At 65.5% G+C, this 15,804-nt stretch carries 17 protein-coding genes and 2 tRNA genes; 6 read left to right on the top strand and 13 right to left on the bottom strand.

Annotated elements, in window-relative coordinates; all coding sequences use genetic code 11:
• Nucleotides 1–2 precede the first annotated feature (2 nt).
• Nucleotides 3–1,961 (top strand): EAL domain-containing response regulator, encoded by a 1,959-nt coding sequence (locus DGN21_RS02425; protein WP_184551356.1) that lies wholly within the window; start codon nt 3–5, stop codon nt 1,959–1,961.
• Nucleotides 1,962–2,000: 39 nt separating this feature from the next.
• Nucleotides 2,001–4,265, top strand: coding sequence for an ATP-binding protein (locus DGN21_RS02420; RefSeq protein ID WP_184551485.1), 2,265 nt, complete (start codon nt 2,001–2,003; stop codon nt 4,263–4,265).
• A gap of 323 nt (nt 4,266–4,588) precedes the next feature.
• On the opposite strand, the gene bfr is transcribed toward DGN21_RS02420, so the two are convergent.
• The 3 genes from bfr to DGN21_RS02405 all read right to left on the bottom strand — a co-directional run bounded on the left by bfr (nt 4,589) and on the right by DGN21_RS02405 (nt 6,307).
• Nucleotides 4,589–5,059 carry a bacterioferritin gene (bfr, locus tag DGN21_RS02415; RefSeq protein WP_005990707.1) on the bottom strand — a complete coding sequence of 157 codons (471 nt, stop codon included), beginning with the start codon at nt 5,057–5,059 and terminating at the stop codon, nt 4,589–4,591.
• A gap of 340 nt (nt 5,060–5,399) precedes the next feature.
• On the bottom strand, nt 5,400–5,609 hold the full coding sequence (locus DGN21_RS02410; RefSeq protein ID WP_024938191.1) for a (2Fe-2S)-binding protein: 210 nt from the start codon (nt 5,607–5,609) through the stop codon (nt 5,400–5,402).
• A gap of 80 nt (nt 5,610–5,689) precedes the next feature.
• Nucleotides 5,690–6,307, bottom strand: a complete 618-nt coding sequence (locus DGN21_RS02405) for an RNA pyrophosphohydrolase (protein ID WP_024938192.1) — start codon at nt 6,305–6,307, stop codon at nt 5,690–5,692.
• Nucleotides 6,308–6,425: 118 nt separating this feature from the next.
• On the opposite strand from DGN21_RS02405, the gene DGN21_RS02400 reads away from it, so the two are divergent.
• A tRNA-Met gene (locus tag DGN21_RS02400) sits at nt 6,426–6,502 on the top strand.
• Nucleotides 6,503–6,554: 52 nt separating this feature from the next.
• Nucleotides 6,555–6,629: transfer RNA gene (locus DGN21_RS02395), tRNA-Gln, on the top strand.
• Between the two features lie 414 nt (nt 6,630–7,043).
• Here the strand turns inward: DGN21_RS02395 and rpsI are convergent.
• Together rpsI and rplM are read right to left on the bottom strand one after the other, a co-directional pair.
• Nucleotides 7,044–7,436, bottom strand: a complete 393-nt coding sequence (gene rpsI, locus DGN21_RS02390; RefSeq protein ID WP_016902423.1) for a 30S ribosomal protein S9 — start codon at nt 7,434–7,436, stop codon at nt 7,044–7,046.
• 2 nt (nt 7,437–7,438) lie between these two features.
• Nucleotides 7,439–7,867, bottom strand: coding sequence for a 50S ribosomal protein L13 (gene rplM / locus DGN21_RS02385; RefSeq protein WP_003483082.1), 429 nt, complete (start codon nt 7,865–7,867; stop codon nt 7,439–7,441).
• Between the two features lie 181 nt (nt 7,868–8,048).
• Between rplM and coq7 the strand changes: the two genes are divergently transcribed.
• Nucleotides 8,049–8,702 carry a 2-polyprenyl-3-methyl-6-methoxy-1,4-benzoquinone monooxygenase gene (gene coq7, locus DGN21_RS02380; RefSeq protein WP_054592429.1) on the top strand — a complete coding sequence of 218 codons (654 nt, stop codon included), beginning with the start codon at nt 8,049–8,051 and terminating at the stop codon, nt 8,700–8,702.
• Between the two features lie 343 nt (nt 8,703–9,045).
• Here coq7 and DGN21_RS02375 read toward each other — a convergent pair whose 3' ends face one another.
• Entirely contained in the window at nt 9,046–9,360 is a 315-nt protein-coding gene (locus DGN21_RS02375) for a multidrug efflux SMR transporter (protein ID WP_003483069.1), read from the bottom strand.
• A 164-nt stretch (nt 9,361–9,524) separates the two neighbouring features.
• Entirely contained in the window at nt 9,525–10,319 is a 795-nt protein-coding gene (speD, locus tag DGN21_RS02370; RefSeq protein ID WP_005990692.1) for an adenosylmethionine decarboxylase, read from the bottom strand.
• 137 nt (nt 10,320–10,456) lie between these two features.
• Here speD and crp point away from each other — a divergent pair, with 137 nt between their 5' ends.
• Complete coding sequence (gene crp / locus DGN21_RS02365) at nt 10,457–11,149, top strand: cAMP-activated global transcriptional regulator CRP (RefSeq protein WP_024938194.1); 693 nt, start codon at nt 10,457–10,459, stop codon at nt 11,147–11,149.
• A 280-nt stretch (nt 11,150–11,429) separates the two neighbouring features.
• On the opposite strand, the gene DGN21_RS02360 is transcribed toward crp, so the two are convergent.
• The 6 genes from DGN21_RS02360 to DGN21_RS02335 all read right to left on the bottom strand — a co-directional run bounded on the left by DGN21_RS02360 (nt 11,430) and on the right by DGN21_RS02335 (nt 15,778).
• Nucleotides 11,430–12,146, bottom strand: coding sequence for a haloacid dehalogenase-like hydrolase (locus DGN21_RS02360; protein ID WP_016902427.1), 717 nt, complete (start codon nt 12,144–12,146; stop codon nt 11,430–11,432).
• A complete protein-coding gene (gene trpC / locus DGN21_RS02355; RefSeq protein ID WP_184551355.1) occupies nt 12,139–12,936 on the bottom strand; it encodes an indole-3-glycerol phosphate synthase TrpC in 798 nt (265 codons plus the stop codon). The genes DGN21_RS02360 and trpC overlap by 8 nt, the downstream gene beginning before the upstream one ends.
• A gap of 129 nt (nt 12,937–13,065) precedes the next feature.
• Nucleotides 13,066–14,103 (bottom strand): anthranilate phosphoribosyltransferase, encoded by a 1,038-nt coding sequence (gene trpD / locus DGN21_RS02350; RefSeq protein WP_046345540.1) that lies wholly within the window; start codon nt 14,101–14,103, stop codon nt 13,066–13,068.
• A gap of 116 nt (nt 14,104–14,219) precedes the next feature.
• The gene (locus tag DGN21_RS02345; RefSeq protein ID WP_215825106.1) at nt 14,220–14,852 is read right to left on the bottom strand and encodes a flavin reductase family protein; all 633 of its coding nucleotides are present in this window, start codon (nt 14,850–14,852) and stop codon (nt 14,220–14,222) included.
• A gap of 175 nt (nt 14,853–15,027) precedes the next feature.
• Entirely contained in the window at nt 15,028–15,606 is a 579-nt protein-coding gene (locus tag DGN21_RS02340; RefSeq protein WP_024938197.1) for an aminodeoxychorismate/anthranilate synthase component II, read from the bottom strand.
• A gap of 10 nt (nt 15,607–15,616) precedes the next feature.
• A complete protein-coding gene (locus tag DGN21_RS02335; protein ID WP_164738848.1) occupies nt 15,617–15,778 on the bottom strand; it encodes a hypothetical protein in 162 nt (53 codons plus the stop codon).
• Between the last annotated feature and the right edge of the window lie 26 nt (nt 15,779–15,804).

The raw sequence follows: 15,804 nt of genomic DNA, 5'->3' as shown, positions 1-15,804 counted from the left end.
CGATGGCCGCCCGAGATCCGGTTCCTTTCACCCGTGACGACACCGCCACGCGCAATCGTCCACTGCGCGCAGAAACGCCGCCGGCCGACTATTGGCGCCGCTGGGCCGACGAGACCGCGGCGGCGTCCACCGTTGCCGAGCCGGTGAGCGCGGCCATCATTCCGGCGCCGGCGCTCGCTGCCGCACCCGCAATGATCCTGCCGATGGCGCCAGCGCAGTCCGCTGCGCAAGGCAGCAGCGCGCACGCGACGGCCGCAGCGCCGACGCCAACGACCGCCTCAACCCCGCGCGAGGGCGATGACAACGCCGCCGCCGACGCGCCGTACCGCGTGCTGATCGTCGAGGACGACCGCTCGCAGGCGCTGTTTGCGCAGAGCGTGCTGCACGGTGCCGGCATGCATGCGCAGGTGGAAATGACCGCCGCCAGCGTGCCGCAGGCGATCCAGGACTACCACCCGGATCTAATCCTGATGGACCTGCACATGCCCGAGCTGGACGGCATCCGCCTGACCACCCTGATCCGCCAGCAGCCGGGCCAGCAGTTACTGCCGATCGTGTTCTTGACCGGCGACCCCGATCCGGAGCGTCAGTTCGAAGTGCTCGACAGCGGCGCCGACGATTTCCTGACCAAGCCGATCCGCCCACGCCACCTGATCGCCGCGGTGTCCAACCGCATCCGCCGCGCCCGCCAGCAGGCGTTGCAGCAGGCCGGCGAACCGGTCAGCGTGCGCAGCAATCCGGAAACCGGCCTGCCGACGCGCGGCCATGTGATGGAACTGCTGGCCAATGCGCTGGCGCGCAAGCAGGCCGGCGGGCTGTTCTTCATCGAAATCGCCAGCGCGCTCGGCCTGCGCGAGCGCTACGGCTATGCCGCCTACGAGCGCCTGATGACCCAGGCCGGGCATCGCCTGGCCAGCGCCGCGCACCCGTATCCACTGGCGCGCTTGAACGACAACAGCTTCCTGCTGCTGGGCGTGGACATGCCCGAATCCAGCCTGGAACAGCACGCGCTGGAGATCCGCCAGCGGCTGTCGGCGCATGCCTTCCCGGTGCGCGAGGAGGAATCGGTGCACGTGCGCTGTGCCATCGGCGTGGCACCGCTGGGCCTGGGCTTCGACGACACCGGCAGCGCGCTGGAAGCGGTCGAGCGCACCGCGCTGCAGGCACGCCTGCGCAGCGACGGCGTGCAGGCCTATCTGGCACCCAGTCAGGCCGAACAGCAGGAGCAACTGCGCCTGGTGGAAGGCCAGCTCGAACTGGCCTATCAACCGATCGTGGCGGTGGCCGGCGGCGACACCGCGCAGTACCAGGTGCTGCTGCGGCTGCGCCAGGCCGACGGCACGCTGCTGTCGGCCGGCCAGGTGATTCCCGCAGCCGAAGCGGCCGGACGCATCGCCGATCTCGACCAGCAGGTCATGGATCACGCGCTCGGCCTGCTGCATCTGTACCAGCACGCGCACCCGCCGCTGCGGCTGTTCGTGTCGCAGTCGCCGCGCACGCTGGCACGCGATGCCTTTGCCGACTGGCTGCTCAAGGCGCTGGTCGAGCGCGGCGTGGCCGGGCAATCGTTGATCGTCGACCTGCGCCTGGACGATGCCCTGATCCACGCGGTCACCGTGCAGCAGTTCTGCGCCAAATTGATGCCGGCCGGCGTGCAGTTCTGTCTGAGCCAGTTCGAGCCCGGCGACGAGGCCAACGCGCTGCTGGACCAGTTGCCGCTGAGCTTCGTGCGCATGGCCAACCGCTTCGCCGATGCCCACGGCAACGCGGCAGTCCGCGACGAACTGCGCAGCGTGATCAATATCGCCCATCAGCGCGGCCTGCTGATCATTGGCCAACGCATCGAAGATCCGCAGGCGGCCGCGGCGATGTGGATGAGCGGCGTGGACTTCATCCAGGGCAACCTGGTGCAGACGGTCGGCAAGGAACTGGACTTCGACTTCACGAACGCGGTGCTCTGAGTGACAGCGCGGGCAGGAGGCCTCCGCGCCTGGAGCAGCCTGGCCACGCTGACCGCGCTGGTCGCTGCGCTGGGTGCGGGCCTGCAGTGGTCGTCCATCGACGGGCCATGGCGCGCAGTGACGGCGCTCTCTGCAGCCCTGGCGGTGGTATTCGGTCTGGGCGCTGCCGTTGCCGGCTACCGCAGCGCGCGCGCGCAGCGCGCCCTGTTGCAACGCCTGGAAGAAGCCGACCTTGCGCGTGAGCGCCTGCAACAGGAACTGCAGCGTCACGGCGCGCTCGAACAGGAACTGTTGCGCGCCAAGCAGGCCGCCGAGGCCGCCACGCTGGCCAAGGGCGAATTCCTGGCCACCATGAGCCACGAAATCCGCACCCCGCTCAACGGCATCATTCCAATGCTGGAACTGATCTCCAGCGGCCAGCTCAGCCTGGACCAGCGCGACATGCTGCAGACCGCCACCGGCAGCTCGCTGCAACTGCTGCGCATCGTCGACGACATCCTCGACTACTCCAAACTCGAAGCCAACAAGCTCGAACTGGAGATCACCACCTTCAACCTGCGCGAGCTGCTCGACGGCGTCGTGCAGCTGCTGCAGCGCACCGCCGAAGGCAAGCAGCTGCGCGTGGGACTGGATATCGAGCCGTCGGTGCGCCTGCTGGTGCGCGGCGACCCGATCCGCCTGCGCCAGGTGCTGGGCAACCTGATCGGCAATGCGATCAAGTTCACCGAGCGCGGCAGCGTCGACATCCAGCTGCGTCGCCTGGGCGAGACCCGCGCCCAGCATCTGCTGCGCTTCCAGGTGCGCGACACCGGCATCGGCATCGCCCCGGATCAGCAGGCACGCCTGTTCCGCTCCTTCGCCCAGGCCGACGCCTCCACCACGCGCCTGTACGGCGGCACCGGCCTGGGACTGGCGATCTGCAAGCGCATCATCGACCTGATGGGCGGCCGCATCGGCGTGGAATCCGAGCCCGGGCGCGGCGCCACGTTCTGGTTCGAAATCCCGCTGCTCAAGGTCATCGGCGACCTGCAGCAGAACGCCGGCGCCGATGCCGCGCGAGTGATGGTGATCAGCTCCGACACCCGCCTGTTGCAGCGCCTCAAGCGCCTGCTGGACAGCTGGGGCGTATCGCACGTGCTGATGGAAACCACCCAGGAAGCGCTGGAGCGGGTGCGTCGCCACAGCGACAGCGAAGGCTTCCGCTGCGTCATCGCCGACCACGACACGCTGCGCTACAGCGCACGCGCCGTGCATCGCGCACTCGCGCGCCCGGACGACCTCAGCGGCGCACGCCTGATCTGGCTGTACGGCGACGAGCCGGTGCCGTCCGAGCTGCAGGACAATGCCACCCTGGTGCCGCGCCAGAGCCCGGACGAGACCCTGCGCTCGCTGGTGCTGCCGCCCGAGCCGAGGCCGGCCCACGCGGCCACGCTGGCCGCGGCGATGATTCCCGAGCCGATGGCGCCGGCGCTGGCCAACGCGCGCGATGTACGCATCCTGCTGGTGGAAGACAACCCGGTGAACCTGCTGGTCGCGCAGAAGCTGCTGGCCGTGCTCGGCTTCGACGCGGATACCGCCACCGATGGCGAAGCCGCGCTGAGCAGCATGGAGTCCACCCGCTACGACATGGTCTTCATGGATTGCCAGATGCCGGTGCTGGATGGCTATGCCGCCACCCGCCGCTGGCGCGCGATGGAAACCGAAAGCGGCGGCCGCCCGATCCCGATCGTGGCGATGACCGCCAACGCCATGGCCGGCGATCGCGAACGCTGCCTGGCCGCCGGCATGGACGACTATCTGTCCAAACCGGTTGCCCGCGAGCAGCTCGACGCCTGCCTGCAGCGCTGGCTGCCGCGCCAACCGCTGCTGCCTGGCCCGGCCATCGGCAGCCAGGCAGCAGGCGATCACGAAAGCGTCAGCGCCACGCAGGCGCGCGCCCTGCCGATCCTGGACAACAGCGCGATCGATGAGCTGTACGAGGTGGCGGGCGCGGACACCATCACCATCCTGCAGCTGTTCCTGGAAGACGCACCGGGCATCATCGAGCGCCTGGAAACCGCAGCCACCAACCGCGACAGCATGCAGCTGCGCGATCTGGCGCATACGCTCAAATCCTCCAGCGCCAATGTCGGCGCCCAGGCGCTGGCCAATGCCGCGCGCCGGATCGAACTGGCCGCGCGCACTGGCACCATCGAACGCCCCTCGGTGATGGTGGCGCTGGTCATCGCCGAATACGCACGCGCCCGTCTGGCGCTGCTCGGCCAGGTCGCTCGCCTGCAGGCCAAGGCCCGCACAGCCGGCTGAACCGCGCAAGCCTGCAGCCGAAGACAGAACCGGCCAAGCAACGCAGTCGCAGACATCCTGCGAAGAAAAATCTCGCCCCTCTCGCGCCGCGGCGAGAAGGCAGGGTTTGCGCGCCACTGGCATGCGTGCCCTGGAGCGCCAGCGCCGCAAACGCGGGCCGCGGCGCGGCTTAGGTAGCGCGCGAAGCCACATGCGGCCAATCACAGCGACAGCGCGACACCCATGCAGCGCCCGCATGCTCCCCAGCAGTGCAGGCGCTTACTGACTCAGACCCTCTTGCGCTGATCCCGACACAACGCCGACCAGCACCGCGCTGAGCGCCCTCAGTCGTCCAGCTTGGTCAGCAGGTAATTCGGCTCGCCGATGCGCGCCACCAGATCCAGCTGCGTTTCCAGCCAGTCGATGTGCTCTTCTTCCGATTCCAGGATGTCCACCAGCAGCTGGCGGCTCACGTAGTCGTTGACGGTCTCCGCATAGGCCACGGCCTCGCGCAGCACGGCAACTGCCTCACGCTCCAGCGCCAGATCGCAGCGGAACATCTCGGTGGGGTTCTCGCCGATGCGCAGCTTGCCCAGCGCCTGGAAATTCGGAAGTCCTTCGAGAAACAGGATGCGGTCGGACAGCTTGTCCGCATGCTTCATCTCGTCGATGGATTCCTTGTACTCATGCTCGGCCAGTTCTTTCAGGCCCCAGTTCTTCAGCATCTTGGCGTGCAGAAAGTACTGGTTGATCGCAGTGAGTTCGTTGTAGAGCACCTTGTTGAGGTACTCGATGACCTTGGTATCGCCCTTCATGCGATGTCTCCGAGACAGTGAGCCGGCCGCACTGTAGCGCGTTGCTGAGGCGCATGAAGGAACGCGAATCGTGATCAGTTGCGCGACGCCTGCCCGCCCGCAGGTGGCCGGCAGATGGCCTGTTGCACGCAACGTGCGCATCGATCATTCGCCGAACGATCGCGCGCTGTCGATCAAACGGTAACCGCAGGGTTACGACCTGACCGCATGATGGTCAGCCAGGAAGGCGACCTATCGATCGCGCCTTGGCGGCGCGACAGAATGACTGTAGAGCGAGCCAGACCGGCAACCTGCTCGCAGCAGTCCGTTACCGACAGTGCGCAAGCACAGCGGAAGGCGCTCAGGCAGCGCTGGCAAGCCCCAGCATGGGTAACGGCAGCGCACGGCTCGCATGGGCCTGGCTCAGCACGTCGCCCGCCATTTCCAGGCACGACCCACAGTTCGAACCACAGCCGGTGCGCATGGTCAGCTCGGCCAGGCTGGCGCAGCCATTCTCGGCCGCTTCGCGGATCTGGTGGTCGGTGACCCCATTACAGATGCAGACGTACACGGTATCGGTCGGGTGCTGGCGATCCGGAGAGGACCGGCGCTGATTGCACCGCAAACGAGAATAGGTGTCAATTCCAAACGTTAATCATTATTAATCCGTACCGCACGAGGCCCGCCCCGCTTGCGTGGACGCTTGCGCGGGCTGTCGTGCCCGGCCGCGCTGCTGCCCGGCAACCAGGCCTCCAGCGCGCGCTCGGGCATCACCCCGACCGCCGCAGAACCCGCGATGGTCTGCGCCAGCGGAGCCAGATGACGCAGCGCGCGCGCATAGACCCCACGCTTGAACATCACCACATGCTCGACCGGATACCAGAAATCCACCCAGCGCCAGTGGTCGAACTCCGGCGTGTCGGTGTGGTCGAGCTTGAGATGGGATTCGTGGCCGGTGAACTGCAGCAGGAACCAGACCTGCTTCTGGCCGATGCAGACCTGACGCTCATTGCGCCGCACTGCCCGGCTCGGCAGGCGATAGCGCAGCCATCCGGGGGTGGCACCGAGCAATTCGACATGCTCGGGCAACAACCCGGTTTCTTCGCGCAACTCGCGGTACATGGCTTCCACGGGTGTCTCATCGGTATTCATGCCACCTTGCGGGAACTGCCAGCCGTCCCTGCGCACACGTCGTGCCCAGAACACCTGACCATCCTCTCGCATCAGCACGATGCCGACGTTTGGCCGGAAACCGTCCGGATCGATCACGATGCGGACTCCTGAAAATCTACTGTCACCGACTCTGCCACGGCGACGGCCGGCTCACAAGCTGAAAACGAAATGCTTGACAACACGCGGGCGCTTGGTAAGAATTGCCGGCTCCCTAGGCTATGTAGCTCAGCCGGTTAGAGCACAGCACTCATAATGCTGGGGTCGGTGGTTCGAGTCCACCCATAGCCACCAAGGTTTTCAGGCCCACCTGGGCATGCAATACTCTTGGTTCAACACGTTTTATTGCCCCGTCGCCAAGCGGTAAGGCACCTGACTCTGACTCAGGCATTCGGTGGTTCGAATCCATCCGGGGCAGCCAAACACGAAAGGTCCGATCTGACGATCGGGCCTTTTTTGTTGCTCGATTACTGCTTGCCGGCATTCGTGCAGCAGGCATTCCCGCACCAAGGCCGAACAGCGATCACCGAAGGCGACACCCACCCTGGTCGAAAATGGATCCCGGGTCAGACAGGCACCAATAGTCAGGCACAGAGCCCGGCCACCGCGGCATCACCCCATGCCGCCGTGCGCAGGCGCAGCGGCCGGTACACACGAGATGACCAGCCAGCGTTTGCGAAAGTCACCAGACCTGGGCAAGGAAAAATCTGCCTCGACATAGCAGGCCACCGACTGCAGGCGCCCACTGCGCAGACCCCAAAACGACAAAAGCCCGGCATGGCCGGGCTTTTGAAGCAGGCGCCCCGGCGAACCGGGACGCAACAAACGCAATGGATCAGCGCTTGGAGAACTGGGTCGCGCGACGGGCCTTGTGCAGACCGACCTTCTTACGCTCGACTTCACGGGCGTCACGGGTCATGAAGCCGGCCTTGCGCAGCTCGGACTTCAGGGTTTCGTCGTACTCGACCAGCGCACGGGCGATGCCCAGGCGGATCGCACCGGCCTGGCCGGTGGTGCCGCCGCCGGAGGCGGTGACCAGGATGTCGAAGCTTTCGGTGTTCTTGGTGAGTTCCAGCGGCTGACGCACGATCATGCGTGCAGTCTCACGGCCAAAGAACTCGTCCAGCGGACGGTCGTTGACGGTGATGTTGCCGGTACCCTTGCGCAGGAACACGCGAGCGGTGGAGGACTTGCGGCGGCCAGTGCCGTAGTTTTGCGTGATAGCCATGATTAGATATCCAGAACTTGCGGCTGCTGGGCGGCGTGCGGATGCTCGGCACCCGAATAGACCTTGAGCTTGCGGTACATGGTGCGGCCCAGGGGGCCCTTCGGCAGCATGCCCTTGACGGCGATTTCGATCACGCGCTCCGGGTGGCGCTGCAGCGCCTGCTCCAGGCTCTCGGTCTTGAGGTTACCGATGTAGCCGGTGAAGCGGTGATATTTCTTGTCTTTCAGCTTGTTGCCCGTGACCACGATCTTTTCGGCATTGATCACCACGAGGTAATCGCCGGTATCGACGTGCGGGGTATAAACCGGCTTGTGCTTGCCGCGCAGACGGCGGGCCAGTTCGGTGGACAGACGGCCGAGCGTCTTGCCGGCGGCGTCAACGAGATACCAGTCGCGCTGGACGGTCTCGGACTTGGCGGTGAACGTAGTCATGAGAAAACTCTTGAGTGGTCGGGCGGATTGCAGCGGCAATGACCGCTGGAACTTTGCCACGCGTTGTGAAGGCGAAACAGAAGAGGCGGGATTGTACGGGACGATACAAGGCCACGCAAGTCGCCGGCCGGCTGGAGCGCTGGCGGTTGGCAGCGGCTCGGTCCGGGGCCAGAATCGGCGCATGACCCAGATCTCCTCTTTCCGACTGCATGGCCCGCTCGACCGGCTGCTGGTCGAAGCCCAGCGCGCGCTGGACACGGTATTCGGCAATCCGCCCGCCGAGCGGCCCAACCCGGCCGCCGACACGCCCGACGTCGCACTGGAACCGGACCAGCGTCGCCACGCCGCCGGCTTGATGCGGATCAACCACGTCGGCGAAGTCTGCGCGCAAGGCCTGTATTTCGGCCAGGCCGCGGTCGCCCGCGATGCCCACACCCAGCATCATCTGCTGGAGGCGGCGCAGGAAGAAACCGACCATCTGGCCTGGTGCGCCGACCGCCTGCACGAGCTGGACAGCCGCCCCAGCCTGTTCAACCCGCTCTGGTACGCCGGCAGCTACGCGCTCGGCGCCCTGGCCGGATTGCGCGGCGACGACTGGAGCCTAGGCTTCGTGGTCGAAACCGAGCGCCAGGTCGAGGCCCATCTGGACGAACACCTGGAAACCCTCCCCGAGGGCGACCAGCGCAGCCGCGCGATCCTGCGCGTGATGAAGATCGACGAGGCCCGCCACGCCGACCAGGCCGAGCAGGCCGGCGCGCGCACTCTCCCACCCCCGATCCCCAGCGCCATGGCCCTGGCCTCCAAGCTGATGAAAGCGGTGGCGTACCGGCTGTAGCCGGGGGGATTGGGGATTGGGGATTGGGGATTGGGGATTGGGGATTGGGGATTGGCGGCTGACGGCTGACGGCTGACGGCTGACGGCTGACGGCTGACGGCGCCCAGCAAACCATGCCCCACACCTCGCAACACCCCACTGGAGCAGAGCCCCCTTTGTTAAGGGGGCGCGCCGAAGGCGGGGGGATAGGCTGCTACGAAGTGGGGCCCAAGGTTTGCACAGCAAATCTTGGGAGGCAGGCCCACGCAGTGGGACTGACTACGCGTGGGGCCCAAGGTTTGCACAGCAAACCTTGGGGGGTCAGGCCCACGCAGTGGGGCTGACCACGCAGGGCTGACCACGACTACCCCACCAGCTTCAGCCCGATCACCCCGGCCACGATCAGGCCGATGCAGGCCAGACGCGACCACGACGCGCTGTCGCCGAACAACGCGATGCCGGCGATGGTCACGCCCAGCGCGCCGATCCCAGTCCAGATCGCGTAACCGGTGCCGACGGGAATGGTCTTCAGTGCCTGGGTCAGGAACCACAGGCTGATGCCCGCCAGACCGATCGTCAGCACGGTCGGCCACAGGCGGGTGAAGCCGTCGCTGTACTTCAGGCCCATGGCAAAACCGATTTCGAACAGGCCGGCCAGCAGCAGATAGATCCAGGGCATCGCATTACTCCTCACTTGAAAAACGCACAAAAAAAAAGCGGCCCAGTGTTTGCACACTGGGCCGCCGTCGGCTGTGGAACGCGAGGTCATCGCGTGGCGGGCCGTCCCGCCTTGGTTCTTTCGCGCGCCTGCAGGCAGGTCGCGCAACAGCTCGCTCGCTGCGCTTACTCGCTCAGGTTGCGCCCGTGGAACAGTTCTTCGATCTCGCGCTTGAGCAGCGTTTCGATCTTCATGCGCTCCTTGAACGAGAGATTCTTGGCGCGCTCCTCGAACAGGTACTGGTCCAGGTCGAAGTCCTTCAGGTGCATCTTGGTATGGAAGATGTTTTCCTGATAGACGTTGACATCGAACATCTCGTAGCGCGACTTCACGTTCTTGGCGAGGAAGTGCTGGATCGAGTTGATCTTGTGATCGATGTAGTGCTTCTTGCCCTTCACATCGCGGGTGAAGCCACGGACGCGGTAATCCATGATCACGATGTCCGACTCCAGACTCTCGATCAGGTAGTTCAGCGCCTTCAACGGCGAGATCACGCCGCAGGTGGCGACGTCGATATCGGCGCGGAACGTGGCAATGCCTTCCTGCGGATGCGTCTCGGGGTATGTATGGACAGTGATATGGCTTTTGTCCATATGAGCGACCACGGCATCGGAGATCAGCTCCTTGCCGGCCTGCTTCTTGTCGATGACGGGCTCTTCCGAGATCAGGATCGTGACCGATGCGCCCTGCGGATCGTAGTCCTGTCGTGCGATATTGAGGATGTTGGCGCCAATGATCTCGGCAACATCGGTCAGGATCTGCGTCAGACGATCGGCGTCGTACTGCTCATCGATATATTCGATGTAGCGCTGACGCTCCTCTTCGGTACGCGCGTAACAGACGTCGTAGATGTTGAAGCTCAACGCCTTGGTGAGGTTGTTGAACCCCTGTAGCCTCAGGCGAGGCAACGGCTTGACCACGTCGGTCTGTCCTTATGGAAGGCGGGAAAGGAAACAATTATGAGCCAAAGATCCCAGCAACGAAATGCCGACGTTAAGAATGGTTTACCTTGCATGACTCATGCCGTTAAGCTTCAGGAATTACACGCGGAACTACCATGAGCCCAGGAAACACGACGGTTGTGACTACGACGGTACGTAACGCTACCCCTTCTCTGGCGCTGGACGCGGGCACGATCGAGCGTTTCCTGGCGCACAGCCATCGCAGGCGCTATCCGACCCGGACCGATGTGTTCCGGCCGGGAGACCCGGCTGGCACCCTCTATTACGTGATCAGTGGCTCGGTGAGCATCATTGCCGAGGAAGATGACGATCGTGAGTTGGTGCTGGGCTACTTCGGTAGCGGCGAGTTCGTCGGCGAGATGGGGTTGTTCATCGAATCCGATACCCGCGAGGTGATCTTGCGCACCCGCACCCAGTGCGAGCTGGCCGAGATCAGCTACGAGCGGCTGCAGCAGCTGTTCCAGACCAGTCTGTCGCCGGATGCACCCCGCATCCTGTACGCGATTGGCGTTCAGCTGTCCAAGCGGTTGCTCGATACCACAAGGAAAGCCAGCCGCCTGGCGTTCCTGGACGTGACCGACCGCATCGTGCGCACCCTGCACGACCTGTCCAAGGAGCCGGAAGCGATGAGTCATCCGCAGGGCACCCAGCTGCGCGTATCGCGGCAGGAACTGGCACGTCTGGTGGGCTGTTCGCGCGAGATGGCCGGGCGCGTACTCAAGAAGCTGCAGGCCGACGGCCTGCTGCATGCACGCGGCAAGACCGTCGTGCTCTACGGCACCCGCTGACCGGTTGTGGTCGCGGCTGGTGCAGCACTGCACCGGCCGCAACTTGAACCGCATGCCGCACGGCATGCGGACTGATGCAGTCGGCGCGCGGCGCCGCCGCGTGCTATGCATTACTAGCTGCTTACCCTTCCCTGCTGCTCCGGCGGGCTTGGCGTGACCAGTAAATCTTGGTGAACAGCCACTGGATGCGCGCGAATCAATCCGTGCGTCTGTGCGGTAGCTGCCGAGTTCGAATACCTGCCGTGCCCGCCAGGCTGCGCGCCGCTACCGGCGCCAGGCGCTACAGCGCCTTGCCACCACGATCGCGACACCCCCAGTTGAGGATCGGCGTGCCGGCCGGCAGCACCTGCCGGAACAGCGCTTCGCGATTGGCCTTCGGATTGACCACCACCGGCGCGCGCGCGGCCTTCAACAGCGGCAGATCCGCGGTGCTGTCCGAATAGGCAATGGCGATGTCGGCATAGCCGCGCTCGCGCAGCATGCGCATCTTCTCTTCGTTGTGGCAGTGACGTCGCGCGGTGACCGCGCCCAGACGCGGACCGACCAGGCTGCCGATCACCGGCACGTCCTGATGGGCGACAAAGCCGAGAATGGCGCGCGCCAGTTCCGGCGGCGCGCCGGTGGCCACCACCACGCGGTCGCCGGCAGCGCGGTGGTCGGTGAACACCTTCAAGGCGTGCGGCAACAGGCGCTGCCGGATCTGCGCTTCATGCTTGAGCACGTACGCATCGATGAAGCGGTTGAACTCGCGCGTGCGGTGCAGGCCAAAGGTGGCGATCCACACATACCCGGACACGCCGCGGCGGCGGGTCGGCAGCATCGCCACCATCGGGCCGAGGATTGGCGAGGCCAACAGCGCCACCAGCAGACGCAAGGGGTTGCGCTTGATCAGCCAGGCGAACAGATGGCTGCCGGAGTCGCCGTCATACAGCGTGTGGTCGAAATCGAAGACCACCAGCGGTGCGTCGTCGCGCGGTACGGGATACGCCTCAGTCATGCGCAAAGAATAGCTGACGCAGCGACTCGCCGGGTTCGGCCGCGCGCATGAAGGTCTCGCCGACCAGAAACGCGTTCACGCCGTGGCTGCGCATCACCTGCACGTCGGCCGGAGTGACGATGCCGCTTTCGGTGACCAGGATGCGGTCGCGCGGCACGGCGGCGCGCATGTCCAGCGTGGTCTGCAGCGTCACCTCGAAGGTGCGCAGATTGCGGTTGTTGATGCCCACCAGCGGCACCGGCACCTGCACCGCGCGCTCCAGCTCGTCGATGTCGTGCACTTCCACCAGCACGTCCAGGCCCAGTTGCATGGCCAGGCCGGAGAGCTCGGCCAGTTGCCCATCGTCCAGTGCCGAGACGATCAGCAGGATGCAATCGGCGCCGAGCACGCGCGCCTCGTAGACCTGGTAGGGGTCGACAGTGAAGTCCTTGCGCAGCACCGGCAGCGTGCAGGCCTCGCGCGCCTGGCGCAGATAGGCATCGGCGCCCTGGAAGAAGTCCACATCGGTCAACACCGACAGGCAGCTGGCGCCGCCGAATTCATAGCTGACCGCAATGTCGGCCGGGTGGAAGTCGGGCCGGATCACGCCCTTGGACGGGCTGGCCTTCTTCACCTCGGCGATCACCGCCGGCTCGCCGGCGGCGATGCTGGCCTGCATGGCGGCGGCAAACCCGCGCGTGAGCGGCAGGTCGGCGCTGCGCGCGATCAGCTCGGCCAGCGGCACGCGCGCACTGCGCTCGGCGATTTCTTCGGCCTTGCGGGCAAGGATGGTGTTGAGGATATCGCTCATCGTATCGGGTCCTGGCGGTCGGGCATTATCGGTCAAGACGGCCGCAACCGGCCGCCACGCGCCAGCCCCCAGCATGCCAGCGGTCATGATCAGGATGCCGCCGCATGCCTGCCGGTGCAGTGGGAGGGGTCAGGCCTGCGAGGCAATCTGCCGGGTGAAGGCGACATAGGCGTCCAGTCTTGCACGTGCCGAGCCATCGGCCAGGACCGCACGCGCACGCACGACGCCCTCGGCGATGCTGTCGGACACGCCTGCCACGTACAGCGCCGCACCGGCGTTGAGCGCGACGATGTCCAGCGCCGGGCCGGGCACATTGTCCAGCACCTGCAGCAGCATCGTGCGCGACTGCGCGGCATCGGCCACCTTGAGGTTGCGGCTGGCCGACATCGCAATGCCGAAATCCTCCGGATGCACTTCGTATTCGCGCACCTGGCCATCGCGCAGCTCGCCGACCAGGGTGCCAGCCCCCAGCGAAAGCTCGTCCATGCCATCGCGGCCCCACACCACCAGCGCGCGCTCGGCACCGAGTTCCTGCAGCACGCGCGCCTGGATGCCGACCAAGTCCGGATGGAACACGCCCATCAGGATGTTCGGCGAACCGGCCGGGTTGGTCAGCGGGCCGAGGATGTTGAAGATAGTGCGCACGCCCATTTCACGGCGCACCGGCGCCACCACCTTCATGGCCGGATGATGCACCGGCGCATACATGAAGCCGATACCGGTCTGCGCCAGCGAGGCGGCGACCTGCTCGGGCTGCAGCTCGATCGCCGCGCCCAGCGCCTCCAGCGCGTCGGCACTGCCGGACTTGGACGAGACGCTGCGGTTGCCGTGCTTGGCGACCTTGGCACCGCCGGCGGCGGCCACGAACATGGCGCAGGTGGAGATGTTGAAGGTATGCGAGCCATCGCCGCCGGTGCCGACGATGTCGACCATATGCCGGCGATCACTCACTTCCACGCGACGCGAGAACTCGCGCATCACCGTGGCTGCGCCGGCGATCTCGCCGATGGTTTCCTTCTTGACCCGCAGCCCGGTGAGGATGGCCGCGACCATCATGTCCGAGACCTCGCCGCGCATGATCTGGCGCATCAGCTCGACCATTTCGTCGTGGAAGATTTCGCGGTGTTCGATGGTGCGTTGCAGGGCTTCTTGCGGGGTGATGGGCATGGACGAGGACCGTGGCAAAACGTGAGAAAGATAGGCGGCAGCGAGCTTGATCGATCAATGCTGGCGCTGCAGTCGTGCATGGCGGCAATGCCATGCAGCGACGCGGCGCGCAGCGCTCACTGGCCCGGGCGCCGCATGCGGAAGCGTGCCTGCGCCTGCACTTCGAAATAGTCGGCGGCGCCGCCGGCGCGCAGAATCGTCTGCACAGCTGCGGGATCGTAGATGCCGTCCTGCAACGCCGCGTGCGCCAGATGCACGCCGACCACTTCGCCCAGGACCAGCCAGGTTTCGATGGCCTGCCCGGCTGCGCTCTGCAGCGGCAATAGCTGGCTGAGCCGGCATTCGAAACTGACCGGACTGGCTGCCACGCGCGGGGCACCGATCAGCCGCGATGGCGCCACCTGCAGCTCGGCCAATACGAACTCGTCGACCTCCGCCGGCACCATCGCCGCACTGGCGTTCATTGCCTCGGCCAACGGGCGCGTGGCCAGGTTCCAGCTGAACTCGCCGGTGGCTTCGATATTGCGCAGGCTGTCCTTGCGGCCGATGCTGGCGAAGCCGACGATCGGCGGCACGTAGTTGAACGCATTGAAGAAGCTGTAAGGGGCCAGATTGGCGATGCCCTCGGCGCTGCGCGAGCCGATCCAGCCGATCGGCCGCGGACCGACGATGGCATTGAACGGATCGTGCGGCAGCCCGTGGCCCTGGCCTGGTTCGTAGAAGTGGAAGCTGTCGCTGGCGGTGCTCATCGTGATCCGGATGCAGGTGTGAACGAAGCGAAGTGGGAAGCCGGCCGCATGCTATCGCGTAGGTCATTGCAGGCATTGCGCGCATCGATCGCTGGTGCATCGATGGCGCCGAAGACTGCATCGAGACCGACAAAGGTTGCGGCAGCCATTGCGACGTGCGTGCTGTGCATTTCGATCAGCGCTGCAGGAAGTTTTTCAGCAAGGCATGACCGTGCTGGGTCAGGATCGACTCGGGGTGGAACTGCACGCCTTCGACCGGAAACTGGCGATGACGCAGGCCCATGATCTCCTCGATCGAGCCATCCGGATTCTCGGTCCAGGCGGTGACTTCCAACGCGTCGGGCAAGGTGGTCTTGTCCACCACCAGCGAGTGGTAACGGGTTGCCTCGTAGCTGTCCGGCAGGCCGGCGAACACGCCCTTGCCCTGGTGGCGGATCGGCGAGGTCTTGCCATGCATGATGGTGTCGGCGCGGATCACATCGCCGCCGTAGACCTGCCCGATGCTTTGATGGCCCAGGCACACGCCCAGGATCGGCGTGGTCTGGCCCAGTTGCTCGATCAGCTGCAGCGAGATACCGGCCTCGTTCGGGGTGCACGGGCCGGGCGAGATCACGATGCGCTCGGGCCTGAGCGCGGCGATCTGATCCACGCTCATCGCGTCGTTGCGCACCACCGTGACCTCGGCGCCCAACGCCTGCAGGTACTGCACGAGGTTGTAGGTGAAGCTGTCGTAGTTGTCGAGCATCAGCAGCATGGCAGGGGACTCATTGCGCGATCAGGAAGACCGCATAGATATTTTGGGTGAAGGTCAGGCTGCCGGCGTCAGGTGACTCTGCGATCGGCGATGGCGCGTCATGACTGCCACGCACCTGACCAGCATCGAGCGAACCGGGACAGGCAACATTTCGGCGTTCGAGTTGCTTCATCTGTTTCGCTCCATCTGGTGCGCATG

The organism is Xanthomonas sp. MLO165 (assembly GCF_018831305.1).
GTDB classification, from domain to species: Bacteria; Pseudomonadota; Gammaproteobacteria; order Xanthomonadales; family Xanthomonadaceae; genus Xanthomonas; species Xanthomonas arboricola.
Note: the sequence above shows the minus strand (reverse complement) of the source record. Positions and strands in the feature narration are given on the sequence as shown.

What these genes read in the sequence shown, in the direction of transcription:
- DGN21_RS02425 (WP_184551356.1), top strand. Translation starts at nt 3, where the DNA reads ATGGCCGCCCGAGATCCGGTTCCTTTCACCCGTGACGACACCGCCACG.
- bfr (WP_005990707.1), bottom strand. Translation starts at nt 5,059, where the DNA reads ATGAAGGGCGATACCAAGGTCATCGAGTACCTCAACAAGGTGCTCTAC.
- rpsI (WP_016902423.1), bottom strand. Translation starts at nt 7,436, where the DNA reads ATGGCTATCACGCAAAACTACGGCACTGGCCGCCGCAAGTCCTCCACC.
- rplM (WP_003483082.1), bottom strand. Translation starts at nt 7,867, where the DNA reads ATGACTACGTTCACCGCCAAGTCCGAGACCGTCCAGCGCGACTGGTAT.
- coq7 (WP_054592429.1), top strand. Translation starts at nt 8,049, where the DNA reads ATGACCCAGATCTCCTCTTTCCGACTGCATGGCCCGCTCGACCGGCTG.
- DGN21_RS02375 (WP_003483069.1), bottom strand. Translation starts at nt 9,360, where the DNA reads ATGCCCTGGATCTATCTGCTGCTGGCCGGCCTGTTCGAAATCGGTTTT.
- crp (WP_024938194.1), top strand. Translation starts at nt 10,457, where the DNA reads ATGAGCCCAGGAAACACGACGGTTGTGACTACGACGGTACGTAACGCT.
- DGN21_RS02360 (WP_016902427.1), bottom strand. Translation starts at nt 12,146, where the DNA reads ATGACTGAGGCGTATCCCGTACCGCGCGACGACGCACCGCTGGTGGTC.
- trpC (WP_184551355.1), bottom strand. Translation starts at nt 12,936, where the DNA reads ATGAGCGATATCCTCAACACCATCCTTGCCCGCAAGGCCGAAGAAATC.
- trpD (WP_046345540.1), bottom strand. Translation starts at nt 14,103, where the DNA reads ATGCCCATCACCCCGCAAGAAGCCCTGCAACGCACCATCGAACACCGC.
- DGN21_RS02345 (WP_215825106.1), bottom strand. Translation starts at nt 14,852, where the DNA reads ATGAGCACCGCCAGCGACAGCTTCCACTTCTACGAACCAGGCCAGGGC.
- DGN21_RS02340 (WP_024938197.1), bottom strand. Translation starts at nt 15,606, where the DNA reads ATGCTGCTGATGCTCGACAACTACGACAGCTTCACCTACAACCTCGTG.
- DGN21_RS02335 (WP_164738848.1), bottom strand. Translation starts at nt 15,778, where the DNA reads ATGAAGCAACTCGAACGCCGAAATGTTGCCTGTCCCGGTTCGCTCGAT.